Annotated in this window: 23 protein-coding genes; 8 read left to right on the forward strand and 15 right to left on the reverse strand. The window is 67.4% G+C overall.

The features are described 5' to 3' along the window. Positions 1–72 precede the first annotated feature (72 nt). Positions 73–324, forward strand: a complete 252-nt coding sequence (locus tag ACQEU6_RS32115) for a helix-turn-helix domain-containing protein (protein ID WP_499336839.1) — start codon at positions 73–75, stop codon at positions 322–324. A gap of 115 nt (positions 325–439) precedes the next feature. On the opposite strand, the gene ACQEU6_RS32120 is transcribed toward ACQEU6_RS32115, so the two are convergent. The 15 genes from ACQEU6_RS32120 to ACQEU6_RS32190 all read right to left on the reverse strand — a co-directional run bounded on the left by ACQEU6_RS32120 (position 440) and on the right by ACQEU6_RS32190 (position 15512). Continuing rightward, positions 440–811, reverse strand: a complete 372-nt coding sequence (locus ACQEU6_RS32120) for a DUF6300 family protein (RefSeq protein ID WP_499336841.1) — start codon at positions 809–811, stop codon at positions 440–442. Then, positions 808–4371: a DNA polymerase III subunit alpha gene (gene dnaE, locus ACQEU6_RS32125; RefSeq protein ID WP_499336843.1), complete on the reverse strand. Its 3564-nt coding sequence runs from the start codon at positions 4369–4371 to the stop codon at positions 808–810. The genes ACQEU6_RS32120 and dnaE overlap by 4 nt, the downstream gene beginning before the upstream one ends. Before the next feature lie 178 nt (positions 4372–4549). Beyond that, a complete protein-coding gene (locus ACQEU6_RS32130) occupies positions 4550–6061 on the reverse strand; it encodes a hypothetical protein (RefSeq protein ID WP_499336845.1) in 1512 nt (503 codons plus the stop codon). Between the two features lie 234 nt (positions 6062–6295). Continuing rightward, positions 6296–6445, reverse strand: a complete 150-nt coding sequence (locus ACQEU6_RS32135; RefSeq protein ID WP_499336847.1) for a hypothetical protein — start codon at positions 6443–6445, stop codon at positions 6296–6298. A 155-nt stretch (positions 6446–6600) separates the two neighbouring features. Continuing rightward, a complete protein-coding gene (locus ACQEU6_RS32140; RefSeq protein WP_499336849.1) occupies positions 6601–7536 on the reverse strand; it encodes a hypothetical protein in 936 nt (311 codons plus the stop codon). Continuing rightward, positions 7533–8474 (reverse strand): M48 family metalloprotease, encoded by a 942-nt coding sequence (locus tag ACQEU6_RS32145; RefSeq protein ID WP_499336851.1) that lies wholly within the window; start codon positions 8472–8474, stop codon positions 7533–7535. Before ACQEU6_RS32145 ends, ACQEU6_RS32140 begins: the two co-directional genes overlap by 4 nt. Positions 8475–8639: 165 nt before the next feature. Further along, the gene (locus tag ACQEU6_RS32150) at positions 8640–9872 is read right to left on the reverse strand and encodes an acyl-CoA dehydrogenase family protein (protein WP_499336853.1); all 1233 of its coding nucleotides are present in this window, start codon (positions 9870–9872) and stop codon (positions 8640–8642) included. Positions 9873–9937: 65 nt separating this feature from the next. After that, positions 9938–10528, reverse strand: a complete 591-nt coding sequence (locus tag ACQEU6_RS32155; RefSeq protein WP_499336855.1) for a GAF domain-containing protein — start codon at positions 10526–10528, stop codon at positions 9938–9940. Further along, a complete protein-coding gene (locus ACQEU6_RS32160) occupies positions 10525–11160 on the reverse strand; it encodes a GTP-binding protein (protein WP_499336857.1) in 636 nt (211 codons plus the stop codon). Before ACQEU6_RS32160 ends, ACQEU6_RS32155 begins: the two co-directional genes overlap by 4 nt. After that, the gene (locus ACQEU6_RS32165; protein WP_499340407.1) at positions 11150–11605 is read right to left on the reverse strand and encodes a DUF742 domain-containing protein; all 456 of its coding nucleotides are present in this window, start codon (positions 11603–11605) and stop codon (positions 11150–11152) included. The genes ACQEU6_RS32160 and ACQEU6_RS32165 overlap by 11 nt, the downstream gene beginning before the upstream one ends. A 2-nt stretch (positions 11606–11607) precedes the next feature. Next, complete coding sequence (locus ACQEU6_RS32170; RefSeq protein ID WP_499336859.1) at positions 11608–12054, reverse strand: roadblock/LC7 domain-containing protein; 447 nt, start codon at positions 12052–12054, stop codon at positions 11608–11610. Between the two features lie 101 nt (positions 12055–12155). Beyond that, positions 12156–13436, reverse strand: a complete 1281-nt coding sequence (locus ACQEU6_RS32175; protein WP_499336861.1) for a histidine kinase — start codon at positions 13434–13436, stop codon at positions 12156–12158. Positions 13437–13636: 200 nt separating this feature from the next. Then, positions 13637–14461 (reverse strand): SAM-dependent methyltransferase, encoded by an 825-nt coding sequence (locus ACQEU6_RS32180; protein WP_499336862.1) that lies wholly within the window; start codon positions 14459–14461, stop codon positions 13637–13639. Beyond that, the gene (locus ACQEU6_RS32185; RefSeq protein ID WP_499336864.1) at positions 14458–15294 is read right to left on the reverse strand and encodes an SAM-dependent methyltransferase; all 837 of its coding nucleotides are present in this window, start codon (positions 15292–15294) and stop codon (positions 14458–14460) included. Before ACQEU6_RS32185 ends, ACQEU6_RS32180 begins: the two co-directional genes overlap by 4 nt. Continuing rightward, the gene (locus tag ACQEU6_RS32190; RefSeq protein ID WP_499336865.1) at positions 15291–15512 is read right to left on the reverse strand and encodes a hypothetical protein; all 222 of its coding nucleotides are present in this window, start codon (positions 15510–15512) and stop codon (positions 15291–15293) included. Before ACQEU6_RS32190 ends, ACQEU6_RS32185 begins: the two co-directional genes overlap by 4 nt. Before the next feature lie 776 nt (positions 15513–16288). Between ACQEU6_RS32190 and ACQEU6_RS32195 the strand changes: the two genes are divergently transcribed. The 7 genes from ACQEU6_RS32195 (at position 16289) to ACQEU6_RS32225 (ending at position 23914) form a co-directional block, all read left to right on the forward strand. Further along, positions 16289–17551, forward strand: coding sequence for a helix-turn-helix domain-containing protein (locus tag ACQEU6_RS32195; RefSeq protein WP_499340409.1), 1263 nt, complete (start codon positions 16289–16291; stop codon positions 17549–17551). Next, positions 17548–18114 (forward strand): GNAT family N-acetyltransferase, encoded by a 567-nt coding sequence (locus ACQEU6_RS32200; protein ID WP_499336867.1) that lies wholly within the window; start codon positions 17548–17550, stop codon positions 18112–18114. Before ACQEU6_RS32195 ends, ACQEU6_RS32200 begins: the two co-directional genes overlap by 4 nt. 337 nt (positions 18115–18451) lie before the next feature. Next, positions 18452–19684: a methyltransferase, FxLD system gene (gene fxlM / locus ACQEU6_RS32205; protein WP_499336869.1), complete on the forward strand. Its 1233-nt coding sequence runs from the start codon at positions 18452–18454 to the stop codon at positions 19682–19684. Positions 19685–19837: 153 nt separating this feature from the next. Continuing rightward, entirely contained in the window at positions 19838–20356 is a 519-nt protein-coding gene (locus ACQEU6_RS32210; protein WP_499336871.1) for a P-loop NTPase family protein, read from the forward strand. A gap of 21 nt (positions 20357–20377) precedes the next feature. Next, positions 20378–20839, forward strand: a complete 462-nt coding sequence (locus ACQEU6_RS32215) for a class I SAM-dependent methyltransferase (protein ID WP_499336873.1) — start codon at positions 20378–20380, stop codon at positions 20837–20839. A gap of 310 nt (positions 20840–21149) precedes the next feature. Further along, a complete protein-coding gene (locus ACQEU6_RS32220; RefSeq protein WP_499336875.1) occupies positions 21150–22487 on the forward strand; it encodes a DUF4365 domain-containing protein in 1338 nt (445 codons plus the stop codon). Continuing rightward, a complete protein-coding gene (locus ACQEU6_RS32225) occupies positions 22484–23914 on the forward strand; it encodes an argonaute/piwi family protein (RefSeq protein ID WP_499336876.1) in 1431 nt (476 codons plus the stop codon). The genes ACQEU6_RS32220 and ACQEU6_RS32225 overlap by 4 nt, the downstream gene beginning before the upstream one ends. Positions 23915–24069 lie beyond the last annotated feature (155 nt).

Raw genomic sequence — 24069 nt, forward strand, 5'->3', positions numbered from 1 at the left:
AGGCTTCCTGGCTCCTACCCTGGCATAGTGATAAATTTATAGCGGTAATAATTTATCACCTGGATCGGAAAAATGGCAGGTATCCGGGGGCGTCGGAAGAGATCTGAGAGTCGCTACGCGGCAGAGGCCTCGCGGCTTGCCGCCAGACTTCGGCAGGCGCGTGAGCAGCATGATCTGACACAGGAGCAGTTGGCCGTGCGCGCTGGCGTGTGTGTATCGACCGTCCGGAAGATCGAGCGCTCAGAAGTGGTGGAGCCGGGTTATTTCACGATCGTGGCCATGGCGAGGGCTTTGGGGCTGTCGCTAGTGGACATCGAGAGCTGAAGGTTGGCTCCACGCGAGTTCCCAGCGCCCGCCCTCTTTTCGCGGGGCTGCGGCGACATGCTGCCCCGCTCATACGTCAGGAGGGCCCTGACATGATGCGGTCATCTGGGGACCGCTACAGGTCGCCGCGGTACCAGGCCTCGGTCTCGGAATCGATCTGCTCGATGTCGGGTGCTGGGATGCTGATGGAGCCGACCCAGGCCGCGATGAGTTCGGCGGCCTGGGCCACTGTGTCGTCATCGACGCGGCCATGGACGTGGAAGAACGTGATGAGTGCCCCGCCGGTGGGGTGGTCGGCGTCGCAGGACGGGCACAGGATGACCACGGTCGTACCGTGGATGCGGTGCCCGTCCTGCCGGTCGATGGGGTGGGGGACTCGCGCGGCCAACAGCCCCTCCGCGCCGCAGCGCGGACACGTAGGGGCTTGCGCGGAAGACACGATGTCGATCGGTCCTCCGCGTGGTGGCTCCTGGCCGCTCGGTGTCATTGATATTGGTGGATCGCGTTCGCGCCGAACAGGCTCTTGACGTCACCGAAGAACGCCGGGTCCGGCCGTACTTGGAAGAGCTCCAGGTTGTAGAGGGTGCCCCGACCGCCGTGGGTCATGCACGCCAGATGTACAGGGACGTCGCCCGGGTGCGCTTGGAGGATCCGCTTGAGCTCCCTGACGTTCTCTGAGTTGATCTTGGTGCTGGGGACGCTGATGACCACGGGCGGTTCGGTCCCGGTGACCGATGACACGTCGAGGATCTGCATTTCCTGGGCGTTGACCGAGACGCTCCCGTCGCGCTCGTTGATCCTTCCCAGGACGCTGATCACCACGTCCTCGGCCAGCGCCGCCGAGTACAGCTGGTAGGAGCTCGGGAAGAACAGCACCTCGATACTGCCGTCGAGGTCTTCGAGCTTAATGATCGCCCAGGCGTTCCCCTGCTTGGTGACCTTACGGGACAATCCGGAGATCAGCCCGGATAGACGGACCATGCCCTGGCGGCCGCCCTCGCTAACTTCGGCGGTGGTAGCGTCCCGGTTGCGTTCCAGGATCCGTTCTGCGCCGTCCAAGGGGTGGCTGGAGACGTACAGGCCGAGCATCTCCCGCTCGAAGGTGAGCAAGGTCGACTTCTCCCATTCGTCGCCCTGGGGGATCGTGACGGCCAGGGCTGGCGCGCCGCCGCCGTCGTCGTCCATCCCGCCGAACAGGGAGTCCTGCCCGTGCGAAGCGGCCTTCTTCTCGCTGATCACCGACTCGACGGCCTGCTCGTGGACCTGCATCAGCGCCCTGCGCTCGTGGCCGTGGGAGTCGAACGCGCCCGCCTTGATCAGCGATTCGATAGCGCGCTTGTTGCAGACCGGCATTGGGACCTTGCTGAGGAAGTCGGTGAAGTCGGTGTAGGCGCCCTTCTCCTTGCGGGCAGTGGTGATGCCTTCCACGACGTTGTCCCCGACGTTGCGGATGGCGTCCAACCCGAACCGGATGTCCTCGCCGACGGCGGCGAACCTGCCGACCGACTCGTTGACGTCCGGCGGCAGCACCTTCACCTTCATGCGGCGGCATTCACCGAGGTAGACCGCCATCTTGTCCTTGTTGTCGCCGACCGAGGTCAGCAGCGCCGCCATGTACTCGGCAGGGTAGTTGGCCTTGAGGTAGGCGGTCCAGTACGACACCATCCCGTACCCGGCGGTGTGGGACTTGTTGAACCCGTACTGGGAGAACGGGACCAGCACGTCCCAGACGGCTTGGGCGGCCTCGGCCGAGTAGCCCTTTTCGGCCATCCCTGCGGAGAAAATGGCCCATTGCTTGTCCATCTCCTCCTTCTTCTTCTTGCCCATCGCGCGGCGCAGGATGTCGGCGCCGCCGAGGGTGTAGCCGGCCAACTGCTGCGCGATCGCCATGACCTGCTCCTGGTACACCACCAGGTGGTAGGTGTTGCCCAAGATTGGTTCCAGTGCGTCCTTGAGCTCGGGATGGATTGGGGTGATTTCCTGTTGCCCGGCCTTGCGGAGCGCGTAGTTGGTGTGGGCGTTAGCGCCCATCGGACCCGGCCGCCCCAAGGCCAGGACGGCGGAGACGTCCTCGAACCGAGTCGGGGCCATCAGCTTGGTCAGGTCCCTCATCATGGACGAGTCGAGCTGGAACACCCCCAGCGTCCACCCGGCCTGCAGCAGCTTGTAGGTCTTGGAGTCATCCATCGGGATCTGGGTGAGGTTCACCTCGATGCCGCGGTTGGTTTTGACGTTATCGATCGCGTCGCCCAGGATCGTCAGGTTCCGCAGCCCCAGGAAGTCCATCTTCAGAGCGCCCAGCTCCTCGCAGGAGGGGCCGTCGAACCCGGTGATGCGTGCGCCATCGTCGGGCCGTTTTTGGATCGGCATGACGTTGATCAGCGGCTCGGACGACAGGATGACACCTGCGGCGTGCACGCCGGTGCCGCGTGTCAGACCCTCGATGCCGACAGCGGTGTCGATGACGCGTTTGACGTCCACGTCGTCGCTGTAGAGCTGCCGCAGTTCGGTGGCCTCACCGTACCGGGGGTGTTTGTCATCGAAGATCGCTGACAGGGGGATTTCCTTGCCGGCGGCGGCGGGCGGGAAAGCTTTGGTGATCTTGTCGCCGACGGCGAACGGTAGCCCGTGGATGCGGCAGCTGTCTTTCACCGCGGCCTTGGACTTGATGCTCATGTAGGTGATGATCAGCGAAACGTTGTCCTCGCCGTAGCGGTCGGTGACATAGCGGATCATCTGGTCGCGCTGCCGGTCGTCGAAGTCGAGGTCGACATCGGGCATGGAGACGCGTTCGGGGTTGAGGAACCGCTCGAAGATCAGTCCGTGCTCGATGGGGTCCAGGTCGGTGATGCCGGTGACGTAGGAGACCATGCTCCCGGTTGCCGACCCCCGGCCCGGGCCGAGCCAGATCCCGTTCTCGCGGGCGTAATTGCAGATGTCGGCCACGACCAGGAAGTAGCCGGGGAAGCCCATCTCATCGATCACTGACAGTTCGTAGTTGATGCGCTCCAGGACCTCGGCGGGAACCGGGTCGCCGTAGCGTTTCACCGCGCCGCGCGCGGCTTCCTTGCGCAGCCAGGTTGACTCGTTTTCCCCTTCGGGGATGGGGAACTTGGCGGACAGGTCCCGGCGTTCGAACACCGGGTCGTAGGGCTCGACCATCTCGGCCACGAGCAGGGTATTGCGGCACCCCTCCAGCCACGCGTCGGAGGAGTCGACCGCGCGCATCTCATCGGCGGTCTTGAGGTAGTAGCCCGACCCTCCAAACCGGAACCGGTTCGGCTCGGTGATCAGCGCCTGGGTGCCCACGCATAGCAATGCGTCGTGCGCCTCGGATTGGTCCTCAGTGACGTAGTGGGAGTCGTTGGTGACCAGGGGCGGCAGCGCCAGCTTCTTGCTGATCTCCAGTAGACCTTCACGCACCCGGCGTTCCAGTGGGAGCCCGTGGTCCATCAGCTCCAGGAAGTAGTTCTCTCGGCCGAAGATCTCCTGGTACTTTGCGGCTGCGGCCAGTGCCTCATCGAACTGGCCGAGCCGCAGCCGGGTCTGCACCGCACCCGACGGACAGCCAGTGGTGGCGATGATCCCCTTGCCGTACTGGGAGAACAGCTCGTCGTCCATCCGCGGCCACTTGCGGAAATGGCCTTCCAAGGAGGCCAGCGAGGACAGCCTGAACAGGTTCCGCAGACCATCGGCGTCGCGGGCCCACATCGTCTTGTGCAGGTAGGCGCCCGACGCCGAGACGTCACCGCCCTCGCCGGTCTGCTCGTTGGTCTTCTTCTGGTGCGGCTCGCCCCACAGGATCGGTTTCTTAACGTGGCGGGACTCGGGCGCCACGTAGGCCTCAATCCCCAAGATCGGCTTGATCCCGGCCTTGCCGGCGAGCTTGAAGAACTCGTACGCACCGAACATGTTGCCGTGGTCGCTCATCGCGACCGCGGGCATCCCGAGTTCTGCGGCTCTGGACACCAGCGGGCCGATCTTTGCCGCCCCGTCCAGCATGCTGTACTCGGTGTGAACGTGCAGGTGAGCGAACTGATCCGACAACGCTGAATGCCCTCTCGAGGTGGCCGCCAGGGGGCGGCGGCGCGTGGTGGAGACCGGTCCCCTGAGCCTACGGCGATCCCCGTGGCTCGTGTGACGGACGCGCCGCACCCGGCCAGCGCCGGCGGGAAGTGGGCTCCAGCGAGCCGGTGCTGCCGCACCGTACGCATCCTGGGAGCGGCTAGGCGCCGATGACCGACCGGAGCGCTGCCTCCATCATCAGCGGCCGGGACAGCCCCTCTACGGGCCCGCCGGCGCGAGCATCCTGGCAGGCTTCCAGGACCGCGGTGGGGTCGATGACGCCCAGGTCGCCCAAGATCGTCCCATTGCGAACCAGCTCGGTGAGGAGGGGGACGCCCCAGCGGCGCATGGCGGTCTCCATGACGGGGGCGAAGTTTTCCCGCAGCACCGGCCATACCGTCTGCTCGGACATGCCGCGCCGGGCCAGGTAGGTGCGCAGCAGCCGTTTGTGGCGACGCCATTGCAGGGGGAGCTGCTCGGTGAAACGCAGCAGGTCCGGGGTGGCCAGCGGCGACACCGGCCACAGCCCCTGCCGCATCGTCTGGGGCCAGCGCGGCTCCAGCCCCGCCAGGATCGAGTACATCAGCACGGGTGCTGGTACCGGGCCCCGGTCCAGGCGCTCGACCGCGTCTCGCCCGGCCGGCCCGAGCCATCCGGGCATGGGCCGGAGCGTACGCGGCTGCCCGAGTCGGCGCCGCTCGTCCGGCCTCAACCCCATCAGGTCGTCTCCCGCCGCGCCGGTGAAGACAGTCGTGACCCCGGCCTTGACCAACTGCTGCTGCATCACGATGGTCCCCTCGGCGGTGTTGCCGTCGCGGGGCGTGAACGGCACCCCGGCCCGACGCGCCCCGCCCGGCCGGAACGGGGCGTGCTCGGCGATTGGCACGACATGGTCGGCCCCCAGCTCCAGGACCTGGATCATGTCCGCGCGGCGGGACATCTGCTGCTCGCCGGGTTCTCCGGGCAGTCGCAGCACCCCTGTGCGGATGCTTTCGCGATGCCCGTGCCCGCGCAGGTCGGCCAGAGCAACCGCGACGGCCGCCGAGTCCATTCCGCCCGACAGCTCCACCGCCACGCTCCCGGACGTGGCTGCCGCCCACCGGCCGGTCACCTCGACCAGCATCCGCTCCCACACCTGGACCGGGTCCGCTCCGGGCCGCAGTTCACGCGGCAGCGCGTGCTCGGCGGGCGGCGGGTAGGTGATGGCCAGGCCGGTGCCGTCGAACCGGGCGGTCGCGCGTTCGGTGAGGGTCAGCACGTCCCGCAGCAGTGTCTGGGACGAGTACAGGGCGCGCATCACGCAGAACCGGGTGACGTCATCAAGGTTCAGCCGATCGGCCGACCAGAACGCCGACAGGTCCAGCAGGTCCCAGGAACCATGCAGGACACCGTCGGCGGCGGCGAGTTGGAGCGGCGCGGCGCTGACCGCTCCGCAGGTGACTTCCACACCGCCCTTGGTCTCGTTGTGCCTGGTCTCGATCAGGTCGATGATGGTGAAGCCGAGGGGCCAGCCTGCGGCCTCGGCGCGGTGGGCCTGGTACCGGTTGGGAGGCAGGCTCAGTGGGCCCGCGTCAACCCGCAGCGTGGGGAGGCTGTCCGGCCTGTCTTGGAGCCCGGTAGCGCGTTCACGTACCAGCAGGAATGCGCTACCGCCGTCTTGCCGGGTCACCATTTGGTGTTCCAGGGCCTCGTGTGGGAAGGGCTCGAACCACCCGCACGGGGCGGCCCACCGTTTCCCGTCGAACTCCCATCCGGCCGCCAAACCCGGGCTGGCGCCGGTCTTAGCGGCGGGGGCGGTGATTTGCAGCTTCAGCATCCTGACTCACTTCCTTCCGGCATGATGCGGCCCCCGGCCCGGGTCACGCGGCGATGTATCCGGGCCGGGGGCCGCTTGGTTCTGAACGGGTCAGTCCTCTTCGGTGTAGGTGTCGGAGTCGCCCGTCTCCTTGCTGTTGAGCGCCTCGGCCGACGGGACTTCCAGGGTCAGGTGACCGACGAACAGCTCGTCGGCCTCCTGCAGGGTTCTCGCCGACACTGTCGGCCTCGTGCTGGTCATTACGGTGTTCTCCTCTCCCCGGGCCGCGGACGGGCCCGGCGGTCTTCAGATCCGGGTGTTGCGGCGCATCTCACTCAAACGCAGCCGCACGGCGATGACCATGGGGGCGGTCTCACCGACCGGATAGATCACGGTGCTTGGCATGGAGGGCGGGGCTAGATGTCGACCGTCACGCTGATGCGTCTGTGGTCGGAGTCGGGGTGGTCGGGGTCGCGGAAGTCGTGGACGCGGTACGAGCCGGGCACGTAGGCGTCACGGAGCGGGTCGTTGAGGAGGATGCCGTCGATCGCCAGGCACTGGCGGCCGTTGGGGCGCTCGATTTGGGTGGGGGTGAAGTCTTGGGCGAGTTCGGCGGCGTGGTGGAAGCCGATACCGCCCTCCCGTTGCCGGGTGTCGGGGTTCCACCATCCGACCAGGGCGTCCAGGGCGCGGGTGTCGTAGATGTGCGGGCCTGCCTGGCGGGCCCCGCCTTGGAACTGGACGCGGTAGTTGATCGCGCGCGGGTTGTGCAGGCCGGGCTTGTTCATGTCGTCGGGCTCGAAGTGCGGGCCGCTCGGGACGGTGTTCCAATCGCCCAGCAGAGCGCATGGGATGGCCGGGTCGGCGAGCCGATCGAACCGCCGGTTGTCGGCGAGGCGGGTGTCGCCGGAGTAGATGTCGCCGTGCGTGGCGGCGATCCGGACGGGGTCGGTGCGGCAGGGAAGGGTGAACAGCATCAGGTTGCGGTTCCGGGAGGCGAAGTCGGGGAGCCGGTGGGAGTAGAACCGGCGGACCACGACCTTTTCCGGGTTGACGTAGATGACCGGGGCGAACATGCCCCATTCGCGGGGTAGCGAGCACGGGTAGGGGGAATAGGCCGGCCCGCCCGCCTCCCGCATCGCCGCGGCGGCCTCGTAGGCGCCCTCCATCCCGTTCAGTTCGTACCGGTCGCCCTCCCCGATCACGGCGATGTCGGGCCAGTCCCCATCGTGGAACATCCCGGTGACCTTGCTGTAGTCGTAGGGGCCGCCGTCGCCGGAGTAGGAGGAGAACCCGGCTTCGGTCCGGCCGCCGTGTTCGACGTTGATGTAGCTGAGCCGCAGTCCGGTCATCGTGCGGGCCCTTTCATATCGAGGTCTTCATCGGCCCTTCTGGGTGAAGGAAGAGGGCGGTGGGCGATGCGGTCGGCCAGGGCCGCGCGCAGTGTGATCGGTGGATGCGTCGGCGCGAGCACCGCCATGACGGCGCCGGTGAGTCGGGACAGGCCGGTGCGGGTGGGGCGGGCGGCGCGCAGCATCGTCCAGAAGGCGCGGGCGGCGTCGGGGCCGGTGGTGCGAGCGGCGATGTCGGCCGCGATTTCGTTGACCCAGCTCAGGAGCATGGTCGTTACCCACACGACTGGGGCGGCGACGACCAGGGTGTGCCAGGGGAGGATCAGGCCCATCCCCAGCCAGCCCGCCAGGATGACCACCTGCAGCACGCCGTAGATCAGCAGCCAGGGGCGGCGGACGTGGTTGACCTCGTGTGCCAGGACGTAGGCCAGCGCAGCAGGCTTGTCCAGGAGCCGGTCGCCGACCACGATGACCGGGTGCCGCCGGTTGGGCATAACCGCGGCGTTGACGCGCATGCGGGCGCAGTCACAGCCGGTGGTGTCCAGGGCGCAGGCATGCTCGGGCAGGTGTTCGGGGGAGTACAGGTGGACGCGGTCGGCGAAGGGCAACCGCCGGCGGACATGGTCCTGGGCGCGGGCCAGGGCAGCACGGACATCCGGGTGCAGACCGGAGGTGAGCTCCTGCTCGTAGGCGTCGGCGGTGGTCCAGTCCACGCCCCGCAGTGGGCTGGCGCGGAACGTCACGCAGACGGCAGAGACGGCCCAGCCGGCGATCAGGGCGGCCAGGGCGCCTGTAACCGTCGAGGCCCAGGCGGGGGACAGACCTGCTCGGGCCGCGGCGCCCAGGCCGATGCCGACGGCCAAAAGCAGGGCGGGGACGATCAGGATCCTGCGCTTGCTGGCTTTGTGACCGTCCTTGGCGACGTACTTGGCGTGCATCGCCTCAGCGAAGTCGCCCCGCAACGGCGAGTTCTTTGCTGGTGCGGTGAGGGAGGTGGTTTTCACTTCTCGTCTTTTCCTGTCGATTGCGTTGAGTCGGGGAAGGAGAGTTGGGTGTCCTCCCTGCCCCACGCCAGGGCGGGGAGGACGGTTGGAATGGAGGGGTTATGCCGCGGGCTCGTGGCGTTTGGACTGGGGGTTAAGAGCGGTCACGTGCGCGAACCGGACCGACCACTGCGGTCCGTGGTCGATACCGAGGGCGACCTCGGCCAGGCGCAGGAGTTGGATGTCGCCGGTTCCGGCGGGGGCGTAGATGCAGGCGGCATCGCGGTAGTACCGCTGCGTCTCCCGGTCGGTGCGCAGTCCGGCGGCTGCATGGATCTCCATCGCGGTGCGGGCCGAGTCCATCGCCGACTCGACGTTGCCGTACTTCGCGCTCATCAACTCGCCGTCACAGGGTTCGCCGTGGTCGAGCAGGTGCACGGCGTGGTAAGCGGCCACTCGCGCGGTGAGGAGCCGGTGCTGCATCAGCCCGAGTTTGTGCTTGATGGTGGGCAGGTCGGCCAGCGGAGCGCCGTAGCGGACCCGGGTGGTCACGAACTCGACGGTCGAGTCCACGATGCCCTGATGGATGCCGAGCGACACCGCGGTCAGGTTCGGCCGGCCGTACAGGACCGATGAGCTGTAGGCGACGTCGAGGCCGTCGCCTTCCTCCCCGAGCCGGTCGCAGATCGGGACTCGGACGTCCTCGAACACGATGTCGCCGAAGCTGAATCCGCGCAGGCCCAGAGCGGGCTGGTGCGGGATGAGCCGGACTCCGGGCAGGTCCGCCCTCACCAGGAACGCCGACAGGCTCTTGGAGGGCCGGGTGTCGGCGTCGCCGGTGCGGACGATGACGCCGTGTACGTGGCCGACATGGCTGTTGCCGACGTACTGTTTGCGGCCGTTGAGGATGTAGTGGTCGCCGACGCGGCGGGCGCTGGCCCGCATCCCCAGCACATGCCCGCCCGAGTCCTCCTCGGTGGTGGCGATGGTGGGAAGGCAGGCGCCGGCCGCGATCGGCGGCAGCCACCGATGCTTCTGCTCCTCGGTGCCGAAATGCAGGACCTTGGCGACGCCGAGCTGAGACGCCTGTGCGATCGCGGCGGCCGCGCCGCTCACGCGGGCCAGCTCCTCAATCATGATTGTCTTGGCGAGGTGCCCGGCGCCCATGCCGCCGTACTCGGCAGGGCTGGTCACCCCGATCCATCCCTGCTGGGCGATCAGGTCGGGAAGGACGTGGTCGACGAAGGCGGAGGATTCCATCTCAGCGACGCGGGGCGCGACCTCGGCGAGCGCGAAGGCGCGCACAGCCTTGCGCAGGTCCTGGTGGTCGTCGGTCTCGAACACGGACACCATCCCTTTCCACTTGGGCCCACTGCCGGACGGTCGGATCCGGCACATGTCATCGCCGGGGACCGGTATCAGCCGCTTGTGCCACCGGACCTGTGGCGGCCGCGAGTGTCGGCTCGCTGCGCGAGCACGTCCAGGAGTGCGTCACGGTGACGCTTGATCAGTGCGAGCGAGGTTTGCCCGGTGTCCCGGGGGAGTGGATCGGTGCCGATGACGCACACGGTGCCCAGCACGGTCCCGGTGGGTTCGTGGATGAGTGGCGCGCCGGCGTAGGTGCGGACCCCGAGCTTGTCGACCACCGGGTTGGAGGCGAAGTGCGGGTTGGCGCACACGTCCGCCAGAATCAGCGCCTTGGTGCGGTCGAGCATCTCGGGGCAGAACCCGTGATCGGGCCGCATGGTCCGGTCCACCGCCCGCATGCCCGGCGGGTTGTGCAGTCCGACGAATGTCTGTTCCTGTTCGGTGAACAGGTTCACCATCGCGTACAGGTTCTGGCCGTGTTCGCCGAGTTCGGCAGCGAAGGTGTCGGAGATCTGGGCGGCGAACCGGTCGAACTCGGCGTCCGGCTCGCCGAGGCCGTATTCGGCGAGCAGTTTCATGCGCTGCTCGGCTGCGTCGTGCCAGGTGGGCACGTGCAGGCCAGCATCGGGGTCGTACTTCATGCGGATGCTCCGAAGGGCTGGTGCGGCTGCTCTGCTGTGTGCGTGTGGGCGAGTGCGTGGTCGACCAGATCGAGCAGTGCGGTGATGGCCGAGTGAGGGTCGCGGGCGTCGAAGCGCACGATCGGGACGTGGCCGGGGATGTTCAGGGCTTGGCGGACCTCGGCGGGGGTGTAGCGGTACGGGGCGTCGGCGAACTCGTTGACCGCGACCACGAACGGGATGCCGCGCTGCTCGAAGTAGCCGATGGGGCCGAAGCTGTCGGGCAGCCGGCGGGTGTCGATGAGGACCACGGCGCCGACCGCGCCGTAGGTGAGGTCGTCCCAGGTGAACCAGTAGCGGTCCTGGCCGGGTGTGCCGAACAGGTACAGCACGATCTGCTGCCGCTCGAAGGTGAGGCGGCCGAAGTCCAGCGCCACGGTGGTGGTGGTCTTGTCCTCCACGCCCACCAGGGAGTCGACGCCGGCGCTGACCACGGTGAGCTGCTCCTCGGTGGTCAGCGGATCGATCTCGCTGACCGCGCCGATCATGGTGGTCTTGCCGACACCGAACCCGCCACTGACGATGATCTTCGCCGCCAGGGGCGCGGGATCGCCTCGCCTGGGTCTAGCGGTCTCCGCGCGGTCAGGCGACATCAGACAGCCTCGTCTCCAGGCCGGACCGCAGTGCTTCCAGCAACTGCAGTCGGTCGGACGCTCCCGGGCCGGGCAGGGCCATGACCAGGGCACCGCGGTCGATCAGATCACTGATGATGATCTTGGCGGCCTGTACGGGGAGTCCGAGGCGGGCGGCGATCTCGGCGACCGGGCACGGCCGCTCCCGACACAGCTCGACCGCTTGGGCCGACTCGGGACCGAGCCCGTGGACGTGTGCGTTGTCCGCGGCCTGAAGCAGGGTCACCAGCCGCATCGCGTGCTGCGGGCTGGTCCGGCCGCCGGTGATCGCGTAGGGGCGTACCTGTTCGGTGTCGTAGGTCTCCCACGCCTGATCCCATTCCGGCGCACCAGCCGCGCCGGCCAGGGCCGCCGTGGCGGGGGCACCTGGAGGGCGGTGCGGGTCGTCACCCGCCGGCTCGGGCATGGTCACCGGCCCCCGTCGGTGTGACGGCTGCCGCGGGTCGCGGTGGTCAGGTGCTCGGACACGCTCTTGACCAGCAGGGTTATCTCGTAGCCGACCATTCCGACGTCGGCGTCCGGGTCGGCCAGGACGCCGAGTACACAGCCGACCAGACCGGACTCGGCATCGGGCTTGAGGCTGGGCCCGGTCGCGGCGGCGAAATCGGCGCTCACGACGAACACCAGGAAGCCGGCGTCCTCGATGACGAGCTGCCGGAAACCCCCGTCCGGGGCTCCAATCAGGGCGCCGGCGGACCGGGCCAGGGAGTGCAGGCTGGACATCCACGCGGCGGCCCGGTCGGCCGCAGCGGTGTCCAAGCCCGATACCGCCATCTTCAGCCCGTCCCGCGACACCAGCACGGCGTGGGTCGCACCGGCGACCCGACAGGTGAACTCCTGCAGAAGCCAGGCCAAGTCACCCTTCGTTGTCGAGGTTGCTGCGGGGGGCGATGGTGGGGGAGTCGTCATCGGATTCTCTCCATGGATGTGGAATGGCCGCGGCTCAGGAGCGAAGGTCAGCCGCTCTCGGGCCCGTCGGTGGAGTCGAGGCGCTGCTCGGCCTGGCCGCGCCGGACCCCGGTGGTGAAGCGCGCCACCAGCTCCGGTGACGGCGGCCGCACCGGCACCGGCACCGGGGCGGGCTCGGCGGGAGGCGGTGGCACGGCGTCCGGAACGACTCCCGTCTTGGGGCGTCGGGGAAGCGGGGGCCGACCGCCCGGCGGCACCGGCGGCACCGGCGGCGCGGACGGCGCAGCGGATGAGGGCGGCTCTCCCGCCGGTGGTCCCTGCGCGGTAGCACTGGCTGGGGCCGATGCGGGCGGCGGCGGCGCTGGAGGGGATGCCGAAGGGCCGGTCGGGGCGAGGGCGCGGCGGAGGAGGGTGTTCTGCGGGAGCACGGTAGCGGGGGCCGGGGGGTTCAGGAGGGTGTGGGGCAGGAATACCAGCGCGTGCATCCCGGGCGACTGCGGACGCAGCTCGATCCGGATGCCGTGCCGGGCTGCCAACCGCGCCGCCACCAGCAGCCCAACCTGCCCCTGCTGGACCTGCTCTCGCAGGGAAATCTGGAACGGCGCGTCCAGAATTCGCTGCAGCGCAGCAAGTCGTTGCGCCGACAATGCCAGCTCGCCCTCGTCCTGGACCCCCACGCCAAGGCTGCCCTTGGGTGTCTGGACCGTCGCCATTCGCACTGCGCCGCTGGAGAACCGGGTGGCGTTCTCCACCAGCTCGGCCAGGATGTGGATCACATCCGGGCCCGCGTAACCCGGAATCTCCACATCGTCGTTGGGAAGCGTCAGCCGGACCCGCTGGTACGCCTCGACCTCGGCCATCGCCTGACGCAGCACCGTCGAGATCGGCATCGGCGCGGAGGCGCGCCGCGCGGTACGGCCCCCCAGCACCGCCGACCGCGCGGCAGCGCGACGCAGCTGGGTCGCCAGATGATCGATTCCGTACAGATCCGCGAGGAGATCGGGATCTTCCAGGTCGTTCTCGATGGCCTTGAGGCGCTCCAGCATCCGGCTCACCAGTGAATGCACCCGGTGCCCGACGTAGACCAGAACCTCACTGTCGGGCTCCTCAGCCGCGTCCAGCCGGGCGGCCGGCGCGTGCAGCAGACGGGCACGGGCACGCAGGTCAGCCGCGATCACCGCAACGATGGCGTCGGCGGTGTCGTCGTAAGCGTCGGCCGGACGGAACGCCTGGAACCAGCGAGCCCCGATCCACTGACGTCCCAAGAAAGGCCGCTGCCAATGCCAGTACAACTCGCCGGGATCACCGGGGCCCGGTAGCAGCGCCACCAGCCGACCCACATGCGGGTGGACGTCCACACGCTGCGCGGTGACCGCTATCGCACCCGCAGGGCCCCCCGCGAGCGGCGCAGTCGAAGCGCGCAACCCGCGAGCAGCGAGACGACTGGCCAGCTCACGCGCGTGGTCGAGAGCCTGCCCGAATGGTTCAGCGCCGCTGAGCCGAACCGCCGTCTGAGGAAGATGGGGCCTCACGGCAACACCCCAACGCCGCACCACAGATCCACGTCGGTGGGAACCGGCCACGGGCCGAGGTCCGGACGCCATACCGGTGCCGGGACCAGGCCCGGTGGGATCATCACCATCCCGGCGCACAATCTCTCAAGACTTGCGGGGTTCCGGACGCGTGGCGGGCCGGGGCTGATGTCGGCGCAGAGACTCCCGAGCGCGGTCAGGCTGTGGTCGTGCTCGGCGGTCAGATGGCAGAAGGCGATGCAACTGCCGGCTGCCAGGGCAGCCCGGAAGGCGGCCAGGGCCGCGACCGCCTGGGGTTCGGCGAGGACGTCCAAGCTGTTCATCAACAGCACGGCCACCGGACGTTCCAGGTCCAACGTGGCGGTGGCGCCGTTCAGCACCGCGCGGGGGTTGTCCAGCCCTGCCTGCACGAATCCGCAAGCGCCGAGGTCGCTGCTGGTGTAGTAGATGTTGGCGTGGAGCATCACCAGTAGGTCAGCGTCGGCGTACACCACTCGGGCGCGCGGGTTGATCGACTGGGCGATGAAGTGCGGCTCGTCGTGCATCGGCATGTCGACGCCGACGACCAGCAGCTGGTCGATGCCGCACTCGCCGACCATGGCCCGCACTGCGCGGGTTCGGAACGCGAGCCGATGCCGGGCCATCGAGGTGATCTGCGGGCACTGCGCTTCCACGGTTTCGCCGAGGATACGATCTGCCGGATTGAAGTCTTTCCCGCCGCCCCAGAAGGTCCACAAACGCGGCATCGCAGGCTGGTCGGGGTCGTATCCGCTCAGACCACGTTCAGCGGAGCGGCAGTCGTGTGGCATACCGCCGCTCACCGGGCACCACCCGGCGTATGGCCTGACCCCTGAGGGCCAGGGAGGCGGGCGACCATGCCGACGACACGAACTGTCTCGTACAGCTCACCCTGATAGCTGCCGTCGGGGGACCAGAGCTGCACGTCGACCAGGCCGGGCGGTAGGAGGTCCCAGCCGTCCGCGAGTGCGGCGATGTCCTCTTCCTCGCGGAAGATGATCGAGCTGCGGCCCTTCTCGTACGCCTTGGTCATTCCGCTGACGCGGGCCTGACTGGTGCGGGTCTTAGTCGCGTGGGACAGCACGAGGACGCTGCCAGGGGCCAGACGGCCCCGCAGGCCAGCCGCGACGGCGGCGGGGTCGTCGACGAAGTGCAGGACGGCGGCCAGGACCACGACCGCCGGCGCGGTGAGGTCGATGCGCCCCTCAAGGTCAGGGTGGTTGAAGATGCTGTCGAGGTCGGTGACGTCACCGCCGAGCACACGGCCGTAGCCGGTGCGAAGGGCGCGGGCGCGCGCGAGCACGACCTCGTCGTTGTCGTAGGCGAGCACGACGGCGTCAGGGGCGACGTTGCGAACGCAGGTCTCCACCGAGTCCAGCGACACGTCGTCAACAATGCCGACACCGATGTCGAAGACCTGCCTGATGCCGTACTCGGCGACCGCCCAGGAAGCGGCGCGGCTGGCGAACAGGAAGTTCTCCCTCGCGACCGCCGGCGCGTCCGCGGAAGTCCGGATGACAGCAAGGGCGGTCTCCCTGTCAGCCGCAGTCCAGCTCTTGCCGCCCAGGTAGAAGTTGTAGACGCCTGCTTCGCAGGCTCGGGTGAAGTCGCGGGCGAGACCGGGCGGGATCATCATGACTCCGCCGCAGCGAGCAGCTTGTAGAGCCCCTCGGCCGTGTCGGCGTCCACCGCAGTTGTCCGGGTGGGGGCCGTGTCCCTCCCACGCCGTTTCGGGTCGAGGAAGGCCCACCAGCGGTCGGCGCTGGAGTGGACGATGTTCCAGTTCGGGAAGTCCCGCTTCAGCGGTGCCTTGGCCCGCGCGATGGCGTCAGAGACGTCCGTCGTTGTGTTCATGCTGTTTCCCTGTTGGCGAAGACGGGGTGCGGACGGCGACGGGGATCCGGTGTGGGACGGTCTCCCCGCCGCCGTAGTCATGGGTGAGGAGTGCGCGAGTGCCTTGGCTGTGTGCATGGTTGAACCAACTCGGACACCGTGAGCGCGCGCCTCACTCGCTCGGCAGCTGCGTCCACGTGTTCAGTGAGGGTGATTCGGTCACCGTCATCCCATGCGAACCAGCTTTTGCCGCGGTCGGCCACGACTTGGACGGAACCTGACAAAAGCTCCCAAACACGCCCGTCGCGCATGTTCGTGTTCCTTATCGACAGTTCCGGAGGAACTTGCCCGAAAGTGCGTTCGACGATCAGGTCGGCAGTCTCATCGAGTCGTTCGGCAAGCGCCGTCAGGTGGAGAATCGCCTCGTGGTCTGGCTGGGTCACCATGTGCCTCCCGACTTACGGGTGAGGCTTACAAGCCAGCCACGCCTCCAAGAGGCATACAACGACCAGTTCGGCACATGGCCGGATCGCTGGCTGGTGCCACATTGGCAACAGGGCTGGTAGCGGAGGAACGGTCCGCCCCCTAGCGTGGTGTGGAGGACGTATGTCTCCCGCGTTGGGAAGGCCGAGCCGATGCCGGATTCAAAGCTGTGCCCCGGGTGCCGAAAGACGCTGCTCTCGCGCTACAACCCCGAGCCGGTCTGCAGCCTCTGCCGGCGGGCTACGGAGAGTCACAGCATCAGCGCGCCTGTCTGGATATGGGACACCGAACCGATGCGCAGGGCCCTCGCTGAAATGAATCTTGGCGGCGTCCTTGCGTTGGTGCGCTCTTCGGCCGGGCTTACACAGCAAGAGATGGCTGATCTCGTGCCGGGCTGGACAAAGACCAAAGTCACGCGGATCGAGTCGGGTGAACGTCGGACCTTGTACGACATACGCGAGCTGCTCGCATGGGCCGACGCGATCTGCATGCCGCGTGAAGCACTGGTACCACTCGTCCTCGGCCAGCCAGACACTGGGCCTGTGTTGCAGTGGGCCTCGAAGGAGCAAGGCATGGATCGCAGGACCTTCAACGGGGGTCTGTTGGCGCTGACGGCCTCGGCGTTCCTGCCGGATGGGTTCGTCCCGCCGAACCGGGTCGGACGGGCGCACGTCAACTATCTGAAGACCTGCGCCGATGAGTTGTGGACCCGAGACTGGAGTGTCGGCGGCGCCAACCTCCTCATGCAGGCGTTGAAGCTGGTCGGTCGAGCTAAGACGATGCTGGATGAGAGCGACTACACCGAGGGAATCGGGCTCGGCTTGATGCGGGCAGGGGCTCATCTCGCCAACTGCACGAGTTTCTTGGCGTTCGATGCAGGAGATATCGCGCTGGCCCGCAGACTCGCGCAGGAGGCAGCGACGCTCGCCGACAGTGGCGAGGACTCGGCATTGCGCGCCCATGTTTACGCGACGATGGCGATGCAGTCCACTGCTCTCGCGCGGATCAGCAAGCGGAGAGGGCCTGCGCGTGAAGCACTGCGCGCTTTGAAGATCGCGGCGGACTCCGCAAAACATCATCCCTCGCCGAAACTTCATGCGCTCATCGACATGCGGACCGCGACCGTCAGAGCTTTGCTGGCTGATGAGGCAGGAGCGCAAGCCTCGATCGGCGCTGCCAAGCGTGAACTTGATCGAGGCAGTCATCCCGACGAGTGGCAATCGTTGGGGTTCGTGACGTGGACCGAACTGTTGGGACACGAGGCGCGGGTAGCTTCCATCCTCGGTTACGAAGAGAAGGCGACTGGGCTGCTCCAACAGGTGCTTGATGATCCCGCCCTCGCACTGCGGAACAGGACCTTCTACCGGGCCACGCTGGCAGAGACCCGGCTGGCGGCAGGCGACATCGCGAGCGCACTGGAGACAGGGCATGTGACGTTGAACGACCTGGAGAAGTCCGTGGGGTCGGTCCGGGCGCTCAAAGCCCTTCAGCCTCTGGCCGATGCCGACTCTGACTTCCACGACCGGTATGGGGCCGTAGCGGACGGTCTCGCCACAAAAGTATCGTCGTCGACATGACATCACCTGAGTTTCGCCGGTTCGATGCCCAGCAGGCTCGCGAGATCCGTGGCATCGTCGAGGGGATCTACCGGGATGCCTACGTCGATGCCATCGCCAGTGGTGATCCGTTCGACTCGCCCGAACGGTTCATCACGCGATTTGACGCCTACACGTCTTCCGGTCGCGGGTTCGACATGGTCATGGCCTTCGAGGACGGCCAGCCCATTGGGCAAACCTGGGGCTGGCCGCTCGGTCCCGACACCGCCTGGTGGTGTGGCCTCCTTGAGGTCCCGGAGCCGGGCTTCGCTTTGGAAGACGGCGCCAGGACGTTCGCTCTTTCAGAGATCATGGTCGGTGATCAGTGGAAGGGCCAAGGAATCGCCCATGCCCTGCACGATGCCCTCCTTGGTGAGCGATCGGAGACCCGGGCGACCCTCTTGGTGGAAGCCGACAACGTCACGGCATACCGCGCCTACTCGTCCTGGGGTTGGGAGAGAGTTAGCCAATTGCGTCCCAACTGGCCAGACGCTCCATTGTTCGACGTGCTGGTGCTGCCACTGCCGCTGGGATCGTCCGCTTGACTGTGGTTGTGCAGGTGCGCGTTGAGGAGCGTGTGGTTGTGGTCAGATGGACGTCGGCGCGACTTGGGTCCAGTCTGTACGCAGCCGCCAGCGGTGAAGACCTCGCCGCACTCGCCGCAGCGTCGCTGAACGTCGTGCTGGGTCCTGCTTGACCCGCACGCCTTCCGCTTCCGTGAGGCGAGCCGCCTGGCCGATTACCAGGTCACCATCCCCAGCCCTCCGGGCGGCAAGCTGGCTGCGGGACGTCCGCAGCTCTCCGCGTTTCCCGCCGCCGAGACTCGCGGTGGTTTCGCTGGATCCCCGCTTCGCGAAGCGTTCGGGGCCTACCCTTCCTTGGATGAGTAGCGTCGCGGCCGATGAGTCACCGGTGGTTCTGCGTAACGCGATGGTCGACGAGCTGGTGCGGTGGGGGTCGCTTCACGACCGGCGGGTCGAGGCCGCGATGCGCACGGTGCCGCGGCACCTGTTCCTCCCTGGCGCCACCGTGCAGGCGGCCTACGCTCAGGACGGCGTCGTCACTCATCCCGGCGCCGACGGTCGGCCGCGCAGCATGGCATCGGCCCCGCCGGTGGTCGCGCAGATGCTGGAGCAGCTCGACGTGCAGCCCGGCCACCGCGTCCTTGAGATCGGGGCCGGCACCGGCTACAACGCTGCCCTCCTGGCGTATCTAGCGGGTCCGGACGGGGGCGTCACGGTGATCGATATCGACCAGGACGTGGTGGACGGCGCCGAAACTGCGCTGGCTGCTGCTGGATTGGGCGCTGTTCGGGTGGCGTGCGGCGATGGTGAGTACGGCTACCGTCAGGCCGCCCCTTACGACCGGATCATTGTCACCGCCGGCGCGTGGGATGTGCCGGCGGCCTGGACCGACCAGCTCGCGCCGGGCGGGCGGATCGTGGTGCCGCTTCGGATACGAGGGCTGACACGCTCGGTGGCGCTGGAGCGCCAGGACGGTTTCCTGGTCAGCCGTTCCTTGCAGTACTGCGGCTTCATCCCGATGCGCGGTGCCGGGTACTGCGCCGAGCCCACCATCCGGCTTTGCGACGACCCGGAGGTGTCGGTGCGGCTGGACGACGGGATGAGGGTGGACGCCGACGCCCTGCGCGCCGCGCTGGACCATCCGCCGGTGCACCACTGGCTGGGCGTGAACGTTGCCGAGGACGCCGTCGGTGACGTCGAGTTCTGGTTGGCCGACCTGGAAGGGTTCTGCCGCCTGCTGACCGGCGGCGGCGCCGACGCAGGCGGGCTGGTCGAACCGATGTACCGGTGGGGAAGCATGGCAGTGATCCAGCACGGCACGATCGGCTACCTGACCATGCGACCCGCTCCTGCGGGTCCCGGCGGGCGACGCGTCTTCGAACTAGGTGTCTGTTCCTACGGGCCGTTCGGCGACCAGGTCGCGGCCGATCTCGCTGGCCGGATACACCGATGGGAACAAGAGAGCCGCTCCGGCGGCGACATCTGGATCGAGGTCCACCCGGCCGCGACCACGCCACGAGGGGATGGGCTTCTCATCGCCGATAAGCAGCACGCCCGCGTCATCGTCCGAACCACCCGACCGCGGACCTGACTGGCGCCAAGCGCCCTGACGGCGATGGGCTGGGGCTCCCGCCCGGGGGCGGACGCTTCGAACTCGGCAGGTCGTCGTCATCGCTCCGACAGGCAATGCTCGTCTGGCGAGTACGGCCACGTCACCGGCCGGTGCTCGGTACCGTCGATGCACATGAAAGCCATCCAGCGAGTCGCGATCATCGGTTGTGGAGGCAGTGGCAAGACCACCGTCGGCCGACGCCTCGCCGCATCGCTCGGCACCACGATCACGCACCTGGACGCGGTGTACTACGACGACGAGTGGAACAAGCTGCCGCAGGACAAGTTCGCCGCGATCCAGGAAGAACTGGTGGCCGCCGACACCTGGGTGATCGACGGCAACTACGCCGGAACCCTTCCGATCCGGCTGCGCCGCGCCACCCACGTCATCTTCCTCGACCTCCCCGGCATCACCTGCCTGTGGGGCATCGCCCAACGACGCTGGCGCTACCGCGGCGGCCAGCACAACGACGGCGTCTACGACACCGTCAACTGGGGTTTCATCAAGTACGTCTGGGGCTATCGCAAGGAGATGGCGCCGCGGGTACGAGCCCTGCTCGGCGATCACGCCGGCGACGCCGAGGTGTTCATCGTGCGGTCCCGCCGCGAGGCCAACCGCCTCACCGCGGAACTGGAGCGCACCGTCCGCTGACCGCCCAGAGGCGGTGACCCGATGCCGTCCTCCCTCCTTGGGCAGCCGGACTCGAACGCCCAGCGGCCGTTCACCGACCCGGCACAGATCTCCGGCCTGCACGCCGATCGCCGCCGGATCGAACGGCGCAGCAATGCGCTGTTGAGCGCCAAGACGCACGGCCTGCACGTCGGCGAAACCGCAGCCGACCTGCTCGCCTCCGCCATCCTCCCGGCCAAGCGGTACGACGTCGGTGCGCCGGTGGTCGCCGACATCGGCTGCGGCAACGGACGGCCCACCCGTGCTCTGCTCACCCGCTTCCCGCAAGCACGATTCCTTGCCGTTGACGCCTCAGCCATGATGCTCGGCCAGGCCCGCGCCCACCTCGCGCCTAACAGGCCTCTCGAGTCGGGCGGACTTCGGCCACAGAGTCACTTGGGCACCGGGTTTTGTGGGGGAGGGGTTCGGCAGTGCGTCGGCGCTGATGAACGCCACCATCAGTAGGTTCCGTAGCTCAACGACCAACCAGGACTCGCTGACCTGGGTGTCCGCATTCGATGATCAAGCGACGAAACGGTAGGTTCCGCCGATTCTGGGCAGTCGACACTCGCTCCGCCCAGTCACCGCGCTCACTGCTGGCGGGACCACCATCGCATCCGCCGCGGAGATCATGGCCAACCAGTCTGCACTCTCCTGCTTTGTCAGACCCACGGCGTAGCATTCGGGGCAACGTGACGGGGGGTTGTGGGATGTCCAATCCAAGCTCGGCTCGGAGGAATAGGACACGCGGTCGGGGCTCGACGGCGAGGCGCGGATGAAGAGGATCGGTGTGGGGTCGCACATCGGTGACAGCGGGGTTGCGCTCATTCACCAGATGGTCAACACGATGGGGTTCGTGTGGCATGAGCGCACTGGAACCCTTGATGCGGGGGTCGACGGTGAGATCGAGTTGCGCGACCCGTCGACAGGGGAGGTCGCCAACAGGGTGATCTTCGTCCAGAGCAAGGCGAGCGACCGGCCCTTCCCCGGAGAGAACGACCAGAGTTTCCACTATCTGTGCAAACAGGCTGACGTGGACTACTGGATGAGCGCCGACAATCCCGTTCTGCTGATCTGCTCTCACCCGCAGGCCGGCCAGGCGTGGTGGATGCACATTCAGAGCTGGTTCGGCGACCCGAGCCATCGCGCGTCAGGCCGCATCGACTTCGACAAGCGCACGCAGAGTTTCGACCACAGTGCGGCCCACCGGCTGCTCAACCTCGCCGACCCGCACGGCCACGCTCACGTCGCGGTGGCCGACGACCGGCAGGAGGTTCTGACCAGCAACCTCCTCAAGGTCACCATTCCCGCGCTCCTTTATCGCGCTCGAACCACGATCGCTGATCCTCGCGAGGTGATCGCACGGCAGCAGGAGACCGGCACCGCAGACCTGCGACGCGACTTCATCCTGCGACGCGGATACCTCTATAGCTGGTTGCCGCCGCAGGAGACCGCGCTTGGCCACGTCACCAAAGGCGCCACGGACGCGATCGAGTCGGCAGAATGGGCCAGCGACCTCGCTCGGCAGCGCTGGCTCGTGCAACTCCTCAACTACGCCCTGCAACGCGACGTGAATATCGACTGCGACTGGCACAACGGACGCAAGATCGTCTACTTTCGGGCCACTGCTGACCTCAAGCAGCGCCAGATTCGCGGGGCTACTGGAAAAGCTCGGCTAGTGTTCCACCCAAAGTTCAAGAAGAACAAGCCAGAGGAGATCAGCTACTGCAAACACGCCGCCCTGAAATGGAGATTCCTTCAGTTCGGCGACGAGTGGTACTGCGCGCTGAGCCCGACCTTCCACTACACCCGAGATGGCTACCGCGACTCGCTGTTCCTGTCGGAGTATCTAACCGGCATCAAACAACTCGACCGCAACCCCGCCGTCCACGGCCACACCCGTATGTGGGCGACCTACCTCCTGGGCGATGAAGGAGTCCTCGAACCTCACGAGACGATCTTGACCTATGGCGGCCTGCTGGACTTCACCGCCGACCGGGCCATCAACGACGCCTCATGGTTGGCTGACCCTCGCGAGACCGACATCGACGAGTCGGCTGGCAAGGAATCTCCTGAGACCGACGAGCTGACATTGTTCGAGGTGGAGCAGTGAACCTGACCGTCTTGGACGAGCCGCCGCTGGAGTTCAGCGGCAGCGCCCGCCACATTGACCCGCGTCACGGCATCACCGACTATGGACCCGCCGACGCCACCAACACCGCTCTGCGTACCATCCGCGTCGGCATCGTCGGTGCTCCCGCGTCCATCCAAGGACTGCGCCGCTGGCTAGACGGATGCCGCCAGCCCATCGCTGCCAAGGACAGCCGCCTCGGGCGGCTGTTCGTCCCGTTCCCCGGTTTCGACACCAGCGCCGGCTTCCGCTCCACCCTCGTGTGGGACTCGCGCCTGGAACGGCCGATCCGCGACCGCGATCTCAAGCATCTAGCCAACCTGCCGCCCCAAGCCGCGGTCAAGGCCGCCGTAGATCTCTACGCCGCGGAGCTCGACGTTCTCGATGAAGAACCCGGTTGCGACGTCGTCCTCATCGCCCGGCCCGAGCACCTCCCCGAACGCCCCGCGCCCGAGATTGATCCGGAGGCCCCTTGGAAGAAAGCACCACCTGCTGTACCGGTTGAGGACTTCCGCGCCCTACTCAAAGCCGCTGCCATGCGCTACAGCCGCCCCATCCAGCTCATCCGACGCACCACCTGGGACCCCTCCTACATGCCCCCCGGCAAAGACAAGCCGCGTCTCCAGGATGAGGCGACGCGGGCATGGAACCTGCACACCGCTCTTTACTACAAGGCCGGCGGCGTGCCCTGGCGCCTACCGCGCAAATCCACCGACCTCGACAGCTGCTACGTCGGTGTCACCTTCTACCGCAGCGGCGATCACACCACCCTCGAAACCAGCGTCGCCCAGGTCTTCAACCAGCGCGGCGACGGCGTCATCGTACGAGGAGCCCCCGCCAAGGTCTCCCACCATGACAAGCAACCCCATCTCAACGAGAACGACGCCCACGCCCTCCTATCCGACGCACTCGGCCGCTACCGCAAGGAGCATCGGCACCTGCCCGCCCGCGTCGTGCTGCACAAGACCTCCTCCTACACTCCTGAAGAGATCGCCGGATTCCGTGCAGCTGCGGAAACCGCGGACATCGACACCGTCGAGCTGCTCTGGTTCCCCGGCCACGACCCGGTACGGCTGTTCCGGCCCGCCACGCACCCGCCTCTACGGGGCACCCTGCTCAGCCTGGACGCGAGCCAGCACGTCCTCTACACCCGAGGAAGCGTCCCTTTCTACGGGGCCTATCCCGGCATGTACATCCCGACCCCGCTGCCGTTCCGGATGATCCAGACCGAGTCCAGCCCGGAATACCTGGCCGAAGAGTTGCTCGCGCTCACCAAAATGAACTGGAACCAGACCCAACTCGACGGGCGAGAGCCGATCACCCTGCGCACCGCGGACCGAGTCGGACAAATCCTGCGCCATCTCAACCCACAAGACCGCCCACAAGGTCGCTACGCCTTCTACATGTGAGATCAAGACTTGCGTTACGGTTCAATGCCCACGGTGCCCGACCGGATCCTGATCTGGAGGGATGCGACCGGAATCCGCTGTGCCGCCGAGTTGCCTGAATCCCTCCTTGTGGAGACCGGTGAGACGGAATTATGAACCGTTGGGGCCGTCACTGT

Origin of the sequence: Spirillospora sp. CA-108201, assembly GCF_050936235.1 — a bacterium.
GTDB lineage: Bacteria > Actinomycetota > Actinomycetes > Streptosporangiales > Streptosporangiaceae > Spirillospora.